10 protein-coding genes and 1 pseudogene are annotated in these 12,090 nt (G+C 67.0%); 5 read left to right on the top strand and 6 right to left on the bottom strand.

Annotated features, from left to right (window positions below):
• Positions 1 to 51 precede the first annotated feature (51 nt).
• The 5 genes from ACFJGT_RS04700 (at position 52) to ACFJGT_RS04680 (ending at position 4,769) form a co-directional block, all read left to right on the top strand.
• Entirely contained in the window at positions 52 to 1,035 is a 984-nt protein-coding gene (locus ACFJGT_RS04700; protein ID WP_377846368.1) for a LysR family transcriptional regulator, read from the top strand.
• Complete coding sequence (locus ACFJGT_RS04695) at positions 1,035 to 1,553, top strand: tripartite tricarboxylate transporter TctB family protein (RefSeq protein WP_377846366.1); 519 nt, start codon at positions 1,035 to 1,037, stop codon at positions 1,551 to 1,553. Before ACFJGT_RS04700 ends, ACFJGT_RS04695 begins: the two co-directional genes overlap by 1 nt.
• 3 nt (positions 1,554 to 1,556) lie before the next feature.
• Positions 1,557 to 3,056: a tripartite tricarboxylate transporter permease gene (locus ACFJGT_RS04690; protein WP_377846364.1), complete on the top strand. Its 1,500-nt coding sequence runs from the start codon at positions 1,557 to 1,559 to the stop codon at positions 3,054 to 3,056.
• A 66-nt stretch (positions 3,057 to 3,122) separates the two neighbouring features.
• The gene (locus ACFJGT_RS04685) at positions 3,123 to 4,097 is read left to right on the top strand and encodes a tripartite tricarboxylate transporter substrate-binding protein (RefSeq protein ID WP_377846362.1); all 975 of its coding nucleotides are present in this window, start codon (positions 3,123 to 3,125) and stop codon (positions 4,095 to 4,097) included.
• 240 nt (positions 4,098 to 4,337) lie between these two features.
• A complete protein-coding gene (locus tag ACFJGT_RS04680; RefSeq protein ID WP_377846360.1) occupies positions 4,338 to 4,769 on the top strand; it encodes a DUF1236 domain-containing protein in 432 nt (143 codons plus the stop codon).
• Positions 4,770 to 4,870: 101 nt separating this feature from the next.
• Here ACFJGT_RS04680 and upp read toward each other — a convergent pair whose 3' ends face one another.
• From upp to ACFJGT_RS04650, 6 genes and pseudogenes are all read right to left on the bottom strand, one after another.
• Complete coding sequence (gene upp / locus ACFJGT_RS04675) at positions 4,871 to 5,512, bottom strand: uracil phosphoribosyltransferase (RefSeq protein ID WP_257732500.1); 642 nt, start codon at positions 5,510 to 5,512, stop codon at positions 4,871 to 4,873.
• A 148-nt stretch (positions 5,513 to 5,660) separates the two neighbouring features.
• A pseudogene (locus ACFJGT_RS04670) lies at positions 5,661 to 6,879 on the bottom strand (URC4/urg3 family protein).
• A 25-nt stretch (positions 6,880 to 6,904) separates the two neighbouring features.
• Positions 6,905 to 8,167 (bottom strand): GTP cyclohydrolase II, encoded by a 1,263-nt coding sequence (locus ACFJGT_RS04665; RefSeq protein ID WP_377846358.1) that lies wholly within the window; start codon positions 8,165 to 8,167, stop codon positions 6,905 to 6,907.
• 103 nt (positions 8,168 to 8,270) lie between these two features.
• On the bottom strand, positions 8,271 to 8,432 hold the full coding sequence (locus tag ACFJGT_RS04660; protein WP_091855869.1) for a Thivi_2564 family membrane protein: 162 nt from the start codon (positions 8,430 to 8,432) through the stop codon (positions 8,271 to 8,273).
• Between the two features lie 355 nt (positions 8,433 to 8,787).
• Positions 8,788 to 11,154 carry a glycine--tRNA ligase subunit beta gene (gene glyS, locus ACFJGT_RS04655; protein ID WP_377846356.1) on the bottom strand — a complete coding sequence of 789 codons (2,367 nt, stop codon included), beginning with the start codon at positions 11,152 to 11,154 and terminating at the stop codon, positions 8,788 to 8,790.
• A complete protein-coding gene (locus ACFJGT_RS04650; RefSeq protein WP_377848922.1) occupies positions 11,154 to 12,056 on the bottom strand; it encodes a glycine--tRNA ligase subunit alpha in 903 nt (300 codons plus the stop codon). Before ACFJGT_RS04650 ends, glyS begins: the two co-directional genes overlap by 1 nt.
• Positions 12,057 to 12,090: the final 34 nt, after the last annotated feature.

The raw sequence follows: 12,090 nt of genomic DNA, 5'->3' as shown, positions 1-12,090 counted from the left end.
GTCACCGATAGAGATATCGCGGCAAGCGATACACGGGACAGGGGACGGCTCATGGATGTGCGGCAACTGCGATGTTTCATCGCGGTGGCAGAAGAGCTGCATTTCGGCCGGGCGGCCGAGCGGCTCGGCGTCGCGCCTCCGGCGCTGTCGCGCCAGATCAGTGCCCTCGAAGACGAGCTCGGCGTCGCCCTTCTGACCCGCACCACCCGGCAGGTCGCGATGACGCGCGCCGGGCTGATCATGCTCGAGGAAGCCAAAGGCATCCTCGTCAAGATGGAGCATGCCTCGCGGGCCGTGCGCGAGGCCTCGCTGGCGTCCGGCAAGGTGCTGCGCGTCGGCGCGATCGACGCGGCCTCGTCGAGTTTCGTGCCGGAGGCGCTGGTGGCCTTCCGCGCCCGCTTCCCCGGCATCGAGATCAAGTTCGTCGAGGCGATCACCACCGCGCTGATCCAGATGCTGGAGACCGGAAAGCTCGATCTGGCGCTCGCCCGCCCGCCGCGCAAGCCGACCGATTGCGCCTTCGAGATCCTGCGCGTGGAGCGCCCGGTCGTCGTGCTCAACGAGAATCACCCGCTCGCCGCGCGCGAGCACCTGACCATGCTGGACCTCGTCGGCGAGCCCTTCGTCGTGCCGTCCAAGCGCCTGCGGCCCTATGCCTATGATCTGGTCATGGCCTATTTCGAGAGCGTCGGCGCGGTCCCCAACGTCACGATCGAGGCGACGGAAAAACCGGCGATGATGTCGGCCGTCGCCGCGGGGCTGGGCATGGCGCTCGCGCCGGACTGGGTGTCGCGCCTGTCCTTCCCCGGCGTGACGATGCGGCGCCTGCGCGGCGCGATGCTCGATCCGCCGCCACCGGGCGCCCTCATCGGCGTCGCCTGGCGGCCGCAGCAGAAGCTGCCCTCCCGCGACGACTTCCTCGCGATCCTCAGGGAAAGCGTGACGCTGCTCGACGAGCGCCACGTCCTGCCCTTCGTCGCACCGAAACCGCAGAAACGAACCGCCCGCACCGGGTTGCCAGTCGGAGGAGCCTGATGAGTTTGAACCAGATAGAGCAGGCCCGGGGCCTGCGCGTGCGATCGACGCAGGATCTGGCCGGCGGCCTGTTCATGGTGCTGCTCGCGCTCGGCGCCTTCATCTTCTCCTGGGAGCTGCCCGCCGGCACGCTGCGCCAGCTCGGGCCCGGCATGCTGCCCAAGGCCTTCGCGGTGATCTGCGGCGCGCTCGGCCTCATGCTGGCGCTGGCCTCGTTGCGCTACAACGGCGAGAAGCTCTCCGGCTGGTCGTGGAAGGGCATCTTCTTCGCGCTGGGCGGCGCCTGTCTGTTCGGGCTGACCATCCGCGGCTTCGAGTTCGGGCCGATCCGCGTCCCGGCGCTCGGCCTCCTGGTCTCCGGCCCCCTGCTGATCTTCTTTTCCGGCCTCGCCGCCGATGACCGGAAGATCAAGGAGCTGTTGATCTTCGCCATTGCGATGTCCGCCGGCTGCATCCTTTTGTTCAAATATGCGCTGTCGCTGCCGATCCCGCTCGCACCCTGGCTCTTGGGGATCTGACCGATGGATATGTTCTCCAACCTCGCGCTGGGCTTCGGCGTCGCGCTCACCCTCAAGAACATCGCGCTCTGCTTCGCCGGCTGCCTTGTCGGCACGCTGATCGGCGTGCTCCCCGGCGTCGGGCCGATCGCGACGATCTCGATCCTGCTGCCGATCACCTTCGGGCTCGACCCGACCGGCGCGCTGATCATGCTCGCGGGCATCTATTACGGTGCGCAGTACGGCGGCTCGACGACCGCGATCCTGGTCAACATCCCTGGCGAGGCGACCTCGGTCGTCACCACGCTGGACGGCCACCAGATGGCCCGGCAGGGCCGTGCCGGCGTCGCGCTGGGCACCGCGGCGATCGGCTCCTTCTTCGCCGGCTGCGTCGCGACCCTGATCATCGCCGCGCTCGGCGCGCCCCTGACCAAGATGGCGCTGCTCTTCGGCCCGGCCGAGTATTTCTCGCTGATGGTGATGGGCCTGTGCTTCGCGGTCGTGCTGGCGCGCGGCTCGATCCTCAAGGCCTTCTGCATGATCATGCTCGGCCTCTTGTTCTCGACCGTCGGCACCGACCTCGAAACCGGCCAGGAACGCCTGACCTTCGGCATCGCCTCGCTCTCGGACGGCATCGACTTCTCGGTGCTGGCGATGGGCGTGTTCGGCTTCGCCGAGGTGCTGCGCAACCTCGAAAGCCCCGAGGCCCGCGACGTCGTCAAAGGCAAGATCGGCCGGCTTCTGCCGGACTGGAACGACATCAAGCAGGCGACCGCGCCAGTGCTGCGCGGCACGGCGATCGGCGGCATCCTCGGCATCCTGCCCGGCAACGGCGCGGTGCTCGGCCCGTTCGCCAGCTACACCATGGAAAAGAAGCTCGCGAAGGACCCTTCCCGCTTCGGCAAGGGCGCGATCGAGGGCGTGGCGGGGCCGGAATCGGCCAATAATGCCGGCGCGCAGACCGCCTTCATCCCGCTGCTCACGCTCGGCATCCCGCCGAATGCGGTGATGGCGCTGATGGTCGGCGCCATGACGATCCACGGCATCATCCCCGGCCCGCAGGTCATGACCCGCAATCCGGAGCTGTTCTGGGGCATGATCGCCTCGATGTGGGTCGGCAACCTGATGCTGCTGATCATCAACCTGCCGCTGGTCGGCCTGTGGGTGAAGCTGCTGCAGGTGCCCTACCGGCTGATGTTCCCGGCGATCCTGATCTTCTGCTGCATCGGCATCTACTCGGTGAACAACCAGCCGCTCGACGTCGCCTTCACAGCGCTGTTCGGCCTGTTCGGCTATCTGCTGATCAAGCTCGGCTTCGAGCCGGCCCCGCTGCTGCTCGGCTTCGTGCTCGGCAAGTTGATGGAAGAAAAGCTCCGGCAGGCGCTGATCATCTCGCGCGGTTCCTTCGTGACCTTCGTCGAGCGGCCGATCTCGGCCGGGCTGCTCGTGGTTGCGGTGCTGGTTCTCGTCATCGCGCTCCTGCCCTCGATCTCGAAGAAGCGCGACGAGGTCTTCACCGAATGACGGGGTTGCCGCCACGGCGGCTCCTCTCCAGTTTCAATCCACGCAACGTCTAGGGAGAAAATACGGATGAAGAAGCTCGTTCTCGGCCTTGCCGCCGCCGCCACGCTGGCCTTCGCCGGTAGCGCACAGGCGCAGGGCTACCCGACGAAGCCGATCACCATGATCGTGCCCTTCGCGGCCGGCGGCCCGACCGACATCATCGCTCGCATCGTCGCCGACAACATGTCGAAGACGCTCGGCCAGCAGATCGTGATCGAAAACGTCGCCGGCGCCGGCGGCACGACCGGCATCGCCCGGGCGGTGACGGCTGCGCCGGACGGCTACACCATCGCGATGGGGCATCTCGGCACGTTCTCGGCGGCGCCCGCGACCTATCCCGGGCTCAAGTACGACCCGATCAACGGCATGCAGACGATCGGCTTGGCCGGCGGCACGCCGATCCTGATCGTCGCCCGCAAGAACCTCGAAGCGCCCGACCTCAAGGCCTTCGTGGCAGCCGTGAAGGCCAACCCGGACAAGTTCAACGAAGCCCATGCCGGCCTCGGCTCGGTCTCCTGGACGACCTGCACCCTGCTCAAGGGCATTCTGGGCACGCCGAAGATCAACGCCGTCGCCTATCGCGGCACCGGCCCTGCCCTGAACGACCTCGTCTCCGGCCAGGTCGATTTCATGTGCGACCAGATCGTCTCGGTCGCCGAGCAGGTCCGCGCCAACACGATCAAGGCCTATGCCATCGCCTCGGCCCAGCGCTCGCCGGCCCTGCCGGACGTGCCCACCACCAAGGAAGCCGGCCTGCCCGAGTACCAGATCGAAGCCTGGAACGGCATCGCCGGCCCGAAGGGCATGCCGAAGGAGGCCGTGGACAAGCTGGTCGACGCGCTCGGCAAGGCGCTGAACGACGAAGGCACCAAGAAGCGCCTGCTCGACCTCGGCACCGTGCTGCCGACGGCCGAGGAGCGGACCCCTGCCGGCTTCGCCGCGCTGATCAAGCGCGACGCCGACAAGCTGACGCCCGCGCTCTCCGCCGCGCCGAAGCAGTAAGCACCGCCTGAATCCGACGAAGAGGCGGCGGGCCCTCGGGTCCGCCGTTTTCGTTTCGGATCCTGGCTGCATCCGTCAGCCGCCGGGGCACGCTTCGACGATGACTGGGCAAGCCTCTGTTATCGAAGCTCTTTCTTCCGCTGGTTGCCGAACGTTAACATCTCGTGACCGGATTTCCGGGAACTGTTCCCGCGCGCCTTGGTTGTCCCGCCGAAGATTAGCTTCGAAAGGAGACATCCCATGTTCAAGAAGCTTGCTCTCGTTGCCGCCCTTGCCATCACCCCGGCGGTTGCCTTTGCCCAGAGCCAGCCCTCCGGTGGCGCCGTCGGCGGCGCGACCAGCGGTGCGGCGGCAGGTGCCGTCGGCGGCGCGGTTGTCGGCGGGCCGGTCGGTGCAGTCGTCGGCGGTGTCGGTGGCGCCGTAGTCGGCGCGATCGTCGGCGATGCGGCCGAGCCGAAGTTCCGCACCTATGTCGTTCAGCAGCGCGTTCCGTCCTACACCTATGCCGAGCCGGTCGCGGTCGGCACGGTGCTGCCGCAGCAGGGCGTCGTGTACCACCAGTTGCCGGCCGATTACGCGCCGAACGCCTCGAACTATCGCTATACGGTCGTGAACGACCGTACCGTGATCGTCGAGCCGCAGACGCGCCGCATCGTCCAGATCATCGAATAACGCCCACCCGAAACGCAGACGGTTCTAACCCCAGACACGTCCGCCTTTGAGGCCAGGCCCGCTCCGGAAACGGGGCGGGCCGCTTCGTTTTTGGGAGGTTCTCAGCGGGTCCCGAACATGCGGTCGCCGGCATCGCCGAGGCCGGGAACGATATAGCCGTGGTCGTTCAAGCGCTCGTCGATCGCCGCTGTCCAGATCCGGACATCGGGATGGGCGCCGCGCAGGCGGGCGATGCCCTCCGGTGAAGCCAAGAGGCAGACGAAGCGCAGGTCCTTTGCACCGCGCTCCTTCAGGCGCTCGACCGCCGCAACGGCGGAGTTCGCCGTCGCCAGCATCGGGTCCATCACCACGATCATGCGGTCTGCGATATCGGAGGGCGCCTTGAAATAATACTCGACGGCCTGGAGCGTGTCGGGGTCGCGATAGAGCCCGATATGGGCGACGCGTGCTGCCGGAACCAGCTCCAGCATGCCATCGAGAAAGCCGACGCCGGCCCGCAGGATCGGGGCGAAGACCATCTTCTTGCCGGAAATGACCGGCTGCATCGATTTCTGCAGCGGCGTCTCGATCTCGATCAGCTCCGTCGGCAGGTCGCGCGTCACCTCGTAGCAGAGCAGCATGCCGATCTCGTTGAGGAGCTGGCGGAAGCTCTTCGTCGAGCGATCCTTCTCGCGCATCAGCGTGAGCTTGTGCTGGACCAGCGGGTGGTCGACGACGGTGACGCCGTCCTGGCTCGAAGTCATACGCCGTTCCCTTTTCTTTCAAACTCTTAAGTCATCCCGGACAAGCCGCGTGAGCGGCGCCGACCCGGGATCCATGCCTGAACCGTTCCGGCATGGATCCCGGGTCTTCTTTCAGTCGCCCGGGATGACCAGAGACCAAGACCGAAGATCAAAATACCGTGCCATCGCTGATGATGGTCAAGGGCGGGCCGCCATCCACACGCTTTTCGCGCGCGATCCGGCGCCCGGCAGCCCAGGTCCCGCCTTCGAGCACCTTGGCCAGCGGGAGTTCATCGCGCGTGCGGCCGAGCCGCTGGCGGATGAGGGCGCCGATCTCATCGAGCAGCGCGACGGTGAGCGCGCGCCATTCCACCACGAGCGGCGACGAGACCTCATGTGCCTTCGTCCGATCCGCCTCGTCCTTCAGCGCGATGACGCCGCTGTCGAGGAAGAGCCCGCCATTGCGGTATTCCGGCAGGCCGGTCATCTCGTCGATATCGACCACTGTGATACCGGCCCATTCCAGCGGCTCGATCAGCGAATAGGTCAGCCATTGCGAGAGCTTGTGGAAGGGCACGAGCCCCTCGGTCGGCTTGCCCGGCGCGATCAGCGGATGGCGCCAGGTATCGCCGAGTGCGACGCCGGCCAGCGTCAGGCGCGATGGCCAGATGCCGCCGAAGGTGCCGAGCACCTCGCCCAGCATATGCGGCGCCCGCAGCGTGCCGGTCTCGGCGGAAGCGGCGAAGCGGTCGAACAGCGCGCCGGGCCGCGACAGGCCCTGCTTTTCGAGCTCCTCGCCGAGGCGGTTGAGCAGCGCGGCGCGACCTTCCAGCGCGAGCAGCGGGTTGTCCGCCCCCGCCTGGAAGCCGCGCGCCAGCGCCGCCGCATCGAGCCGCTTCAGGCCGGCCGCATCGGCCTGCAAGGGCTTGGCGGGATCACTGGAGAACAGGCCGGCGGCGAACATGTCGAGCGACGCGAGCGCCAACCCCTCCGAGCGGCCGATCTCGCGGCCGGTCGCGGCGTCGCGATAGCGCCAGTCCGGCCCCGCGCCGGCATCGAGCAGGACGCTGACCACGGCGAGATCATAGGCGGCGCGGCCGCGCGCGGCCGGGTCAGCGAAATTCGCTTCGCGGTCGAGCGTCTGCCAGCGATCCTCGCCTTCGGCGACGAAATGTCGCCAGCGGGCGTGGAAGGGGATGTCGAGCGTCGGATAATTCGCCCGGATCGTCTCCAGCACATAGTCGGCGCAGGCCTCGAGCCGCGCCGGGTGGACGCTGAAAATGCAGGAGCTGGCCGGCGAGCCCGAGCTCCAGCATCTCCTGTGCACGCTCGCGCACGGCCGTGGGTTTCAACAGGGCGCGGAACGCCTCGGGGTCGCGGTCAGGCATCATCAACTCGGCAGGCGGGACGGAATCAGAACTTGTCGAGGTCGCGGCCGACCGTCGACTTCAGGGCATTGTCGCCGGGCGCGCCCTCGGGCGAGTAATAGCCCGCAGCCTTCTTGGCCTCGATCTCGACGGAGGCATCGGGCGGGACCAGCTCGGGCGGGATCGCGACGCGCTCGCCGATCGCGATGCCGCTCTCGACCATGGCGTCGTATTTCATGTTCGACATCGACATCAGCCGGTCGATATGCGTGACCCCGAGCCAGTGCAGCACATCCGGCATGAGCTGCTGGAAGCGGGCGTCCTGCACGCCGGCGACGCATTCGGTGCGCTCGAAATAGGTCGCGGCGGAATCGCCGCCCTCCTGGCGCTTGCGGGCGTTGTAGACGAGGAACTTGGTGACCTCGCCGAGCGCCCGGCCCTCCTTGCGGTTGTAGACGATCAGTCCGACGCCGCCGCTCTGGGCCTCCTTCACGCATTCCTCGATGCCATGCGTGAGATAAGGCCGGCAGGTGCAGATATCGGAGCCGAACACGTCCGAGCCGTTGCACTCGTCATGGACGCGGCAGGCGATGCGCGTCTTCGGGTCGGCAAGCCGCGAGGCCTCGCCCATGACGTAAGCCGTGATCGAGCCGATCGGCGGCAGGAAGACCTTGAGGTCCGGCCGCGTCACCAGCTCGGGATACATGCCGCCGGTCTGCTCGAAGAGCGTGCGGCGCAGCTCGCTCTCGGTCGTGCCGAAGCGCTCGGCGATGCCCGGCAGATACCAGACCGGATCGACCGCGATCTTGGTGACGCTGATATCGCCGGTGCTGTGCAGGATATGCCCGTCCGCGGCGAGGCGATGGGCGCCCATCGCCGCGAGGATCTCTGGCAGGTTGAGCCTGGCCTTGGTGATCGCGATCGAGGGCCGGATATCGATGCCCTCGCCGATCAGCTTGCCGAAATCCTGCGCGACGGTGTGGCCGAAGGGATCGAGCGAGACGATCTTTTTGGGATCGGCCCATTGCGGCTGGGACAGGATTTCCGCCGTCGGATAGGTGTTGGTCAGGTCCGGGCGCTGCTGCGGGTTCATCGCGCGGGCGGAGATCGCCAGCGCGCGATAGACCGAGTAGGAGCCGCCATGGGCACCGATGACGTTGCGATCGGCCGGGTTGGTGGTGGAGGCGATGATCGGGCCGCGCTCGGTGGCGGTCGGGGCGCCCCATTTGATCGGGAAGCGCGTGGCGGCGCTCCCCGGCTCCGGGTGGGAGGTCAGCCTGATATGGCCGTTGCGGTTCGGCGCATTCATCGCGGTCACGCCCTGAAAACGGAAGAAGGCCCCGGGACGGGATCGTCCGGGGCCTTCTGGACCTCACGAAGTCTGAACCAGCGCGATGGCGCCGTCAATCGCCTTAGAAAACAGCGAGATAGCGCAGCAGCGAGATGATGCCGATCACGATCACGATGATCTGGACGACGTTCTTGATCTGCCCGTCGAGCGGCAGCATCCGCACGAGGTAGAGCACGAGGCCGATGACGAGAACGGTGATCAGCAGGGAAATCAGAATGGACATGCTTTCAGCCCTTTATCTCGGCCGGTAGCCGGCCCCCCGGAGCCCAGCCGCGACGCATTCGCGACTTGTCGGCCCCGGCGAAAGAACGTCGCGGGCCGGGATTGGTTCCGGGGGCGGGTTTGCTGGCGAAGAGGGGTCGTCGCGGCTCGCGGGCGAAGCACCGCCGTCATGGTCGGGCTTGTCCCGACCATCCACGTCTTCGCTGGTCGAAAGCGATGTTCTAGACATGGATGCTCGCCACAAGGGCGAGCATGACGTCGAGGGGCGTCATTCTCGGGCTTGACCCGAGAATCTCAGGACCAGAGGAGACTGGTTTCCGAGATGCTCGGGTCAAGCCCGAGCATGACGGCGGGTGTCAGCCTGCGATGCGATCGAAATCCGCGACGGCGCGCGTCGCCTGACGCAGCTGGTTGAGCAGCTTCAGGCGGTTGGCGCGCAAGGCCGGATCGGGATCGTTGACCGTGACCTTGTCGAAGAAGGCATCGACCGCCGGGCGGATTTCGGCGAGCGCGGCCATGGCGCCCTCGTAATCCTCGGCGGCGACGGCGGCCTCGGCTTTCGGCGTCGCCTGCGCCAGAGCGACGGCCAGCGCCTTCTCCTCGATCAGGCCAGCATCGGCGATGAGGTGCAGGTCCGGAGCAGCGGCGAAGGCGCCCTCCCCGTCCTTCTTCTCCTCGGCCTTGAGGATATTGGCGGCGCGCTTGTAGCCCGCGAGCAGGTTCCTGCCGTCCTCGGTGTCGAGGAAGCGGCCGAGCGCGGCGACACGCAGGGTGATGAGGAGGAGGTCATCGTTCGCCGAAGCGCCCTCGCCCAGCACCGCGTCGACGAGATCATGCCGCGCGCCCTGGTCGCGGAGCATGACCTTCAGGCGGTCGTGGAAGAAAGAGAGGAGGTCGGCAGCCTTCGGTTCGCTTGCTGCAACTGCTTGCGCAATTAGCTCCTCGGTCCGATCAGCCGACAAAGTTTCGGAAACTCGTAGGAGCTGTTCGATAGCTTTTGCCTTCACCCACTCCGAAGCGGGCTGTCCCGTTTCATCCAAAGAGGAGCGAATTGTCGAGTGCAATTTATCGACTGTAGCCCAGCGGGGCTTAGCGAGAGCTGCAAACTCGAAACCGTTCATCAAGTATTGAAGCCAACGGCGAAGGTCGACTCGCACCCCATTCTCAACCACCAGCCGGATCACACCCAACGCAGCACGGCGCAGCGCATAGGGGTCCTTGCTCCCGGTCGGCTTCTCGTCGATGGCCCAGAAGCCGACGAGCGTGTCGAGCTTGTCGGCCAGCGCCACAGCGACCGAGACCGGATCGCTCGGCACGCGGTCCGACGGGCCGAGCGGCTTGTAGTGCTCCTCGACCGCCGCAGCGACCGAGGCGTCCTCGCCCTGCAATTCCGCATATTTCCGGCCCATCAGGCCCTGCAGTTCCGGGAACTCGCCGACCATCTCGGTCGGCAGGTCTGCCTTGGCGAGCTTGGCGGCGCGCTCGGCCTTCTCGGGATCGGCGCCGACGATCGGGGCCAGCTCCCGCGCCAGCGCCGCGATGCGCTGGACGCGCTCGCCTTGCGTGCCGAGCTTGGCGTGGAAGACGACGCCGAGCTTGTCGAGCTTGGCCATGCGCTGGTCGAGCGGCTTGGCGAGATCGAGCCCGAGCTTTTCGGCGCTGTCCTTGAGGGTATCGAGGTCCGGCAGCGCGCCGCGGTCGGTCTGCCAGAAATAGGCGGCATCCGAGAGGCGGGCCCGCACGACGCGGCCATTGCCGGCGGTGATCGCCACGCCGCCGTCGCTGGCGGCGAGGTTCGAGACCAGGATGAAGCGGTTGGCGATGGTCCCCGTCGCGGGATCGCGCAGAACGAAGCATTTCTGGTTGGCGCGGATGGTGGCGCGGATCGCCTCGCCGGGAATGTCGAGGAAGCGCTCTTCGAAGGAGCCCATCAGCACGACCGGCCATTCGACGAGGCCGGCGACCTCCTCCAGCAGACCCTCGTCCTCGACGAGGTCGAGCCCCTGCGCAAAGGCGAGGTTGCGGGCGTCGGTGAGGATGATCTCCTTGCGGCGGTCGGCATCGAGCACGACCTTCGCCTTCTCCAGCGAGGTCACGTAATCGTCGAGGCGTTTCACCGTGATGGGGCCGGGCGCATGGAAGCGATGGCCATGGATCACGTTGCCGGAAACGATGCCGTCGACCTCGAAGGGCACCACCTCCGGGTCTTCGACCTCGGCGGCGCCGAAGGTGCAGAGGATGGAGTGCAGCGGGCGCACCCAGCGCAGGCTGGCGCCGGCGGCCGAGGCCTTGCCCCAGCGCATCGATTTCGGCCAGGGGAAAGAGCGGATCACGGCCGGGACGATCTCGGCGATGGCCGCAGCGGTTTCCTGGCCGGGCTTCTCGATGATGGCGACGTAAGAGTCGCCCTTCTTGGGATCGCTGACGATGGTCGCCTGGTCGAGCGAGGTCAGGCCCGCGGCCTTGAGAAAGCCCTGCACGGCAGCGTCGGGCGCACCGACGCGCGGACCCTTGCGTTCCTCGCGCACGTCGCGGCCGCGCACGGGCAGGCCGGCGATGTGCAGCGCGAGCCGACGCGGCGTCGCGAAGGCCTTGGCGCCCTCGTAGACGAGGCCGCGCTCGACCAGCGCATCGGTGACGAGCTTCTTGAGGTCCTCGCCGGCCTTGCGCTGCATGCGCGCAGGGATTTCCTCGGAGAACAGTTCGAGCAGAAGATCGGGCATCAGTTCGCTCCCCCGCCGGCGGTCTTCAGCCAGGCTGCGCCGCAGGCCTTGGCGAGCTCGCGCACGCGCAGGATGTAGCTCTGCCGCTCGGTGACCGAGATCACGCCGCGCGCATCGAGCAGGTTGAAGGTATGGCCGGCCTTGAGGCACTGGTCATAGGCAGGCTGGACCATGAGATGGCGGTCGCCGGCCTCACCCTTTTGCAGGAGGGCGCGGCATTCGGCCTCCGCCTCGGCGAAGCGCCTGAACAGGGCGTCGGTATCGGCGTGCTCGAAATTGTAGCGGGAGTACTCCTGCTCGGCCTGCAGGAAGACTTCCGCGTAGGTGACCTTCTCGTCGCCTTCGAGCCCGTTGAAGTTGAGCTCCATGATGCTCTCGACATTCTGCAGATAGCAGGCGAGGCGTTCGAGGCCGTAGGTCAGCTCGCCGGAGACCGGCGCGCATTCGATGCCGGCGACCTGCTGGAAATAGGTGAACTGGCTGACTTCCATGCCGTCGCACCAGCATTCCCAGCCAAGGCCCCAGGCGCCCAGCGTCGGGTTCTCCCAGTCGTCCTCGACGAAGCGGATATCGTGCAGGAGCATGTCGATGCCGATGGCTTCGAGCGACTGGAGATAGAGCTCCTGCAGGTTCGGCGGGTTCGGCTTCAGGATGACCTGGAACTGGTAATAATGCTGCAGCCGGTTGGGGTTCTCGCCATAGCGGCCGTCCTTGGGCCGGCGCGAGGGCTGGACATAGGCCGCCCGCCAGGGCTTCGGCCCGAGCGAACGCAGCATCGTGCCGGGATGCGAAGTGCCGGCACCGACCTCCATGTCGTAGGGCTGCAGCACCACGCAACCTCGCTCGGCCCAGAAGCGCTGCAGCGTCAGCAGCAGCCCCTGGAAGGAGCGGGTCGGGTCCATCGCCGGGGACGAGGCCGGGATGGCGGAATGCGAG

The sequence above is a fragment of the Allobosea sp. UC22_33 genome (genome assembly GCF_042700715.1).
Taxonomy (GTDB): domain Bacteria; phylum Pseudomonadota; class Alphaproteobacteria; order Rhizobiales; family Beijerinckiaceae; genus Allobosea.
Note: the sequence above shows the minus strand (reverse complement) of the source record. Positions and strands in the feature narration are given on the sequence as shown.

Coding starts and splice junctions, on each gene's coding strand:
- ACFJGT_RS04700 (WP_377846368.1), top strand. CDS start 52: ATGGATGTGCGGCAACTGCGATGTTTCATCGCGGTGGCAGAAGAGCTG.
- ACFJGT_RS04695 (WP_377846366.1), top strand. CDS start 1,035: ATGAGTTTGAACCAGATAGAGCAGGCCCGGGGCCTGCGCGTGCGATCG.
- ACFJGT_RS04690 (WP_377846364.1), top strand. CDS start 1,557: ATGGATATGTTCTCCAACCTCGCGCTGGGCTTCGGCGTCGCGCTCACC.
- ACFJGT_RS04685 (WP_377846362.1), top strand. CDS start 3,123: ATGAAGAAGCTCGTTCTCGGCCTTGCCGCCGCCGCCACGCTGGCCTTC.
- ACFJGT_RS04680 (WP_377846360.1), top strand. CDS start 4,338: ATGTTCAAGAAGCTTGCTCTCGTTGCCGCCCTTGCCATCACCCCGGCG.
- upp (WP_257732500.1), bottom strand. CDS start 5,512: ATGACTTCGAGCCAGGACGGCGTCACCGTCGTCGACCACCCGCTGGTC.
- ACFJGT_RS04665 (WP_377846358.1), bottom strand. CDS start 8,167: ATGAATGCGCCGAACCGCAACGGCCATATCAGGCTGACCTCCCACCCG.
- ACFJGT_RS04660 (WP_091855869.1), bottom strand. CDS start 8,432: ATGTCCATTCTGATTTCCCTGCTGATCACCGTTCTCGTCATCGGCCTC.
- glyS (WP_377846356.1), bottom strand. CDS start 11,154: ATGCCCGATCTTCTGCTCGAACTGTTCTCCGAGGAAATCCCTGCGCGC.
- ACFJGT_RS04650 (WP_377848922.1), bottom strand. CDS start 12,056: ATGGACCCGACCCGCTCCTTCCAGGGGCTGCTGCTGACGCTGCAGCGC.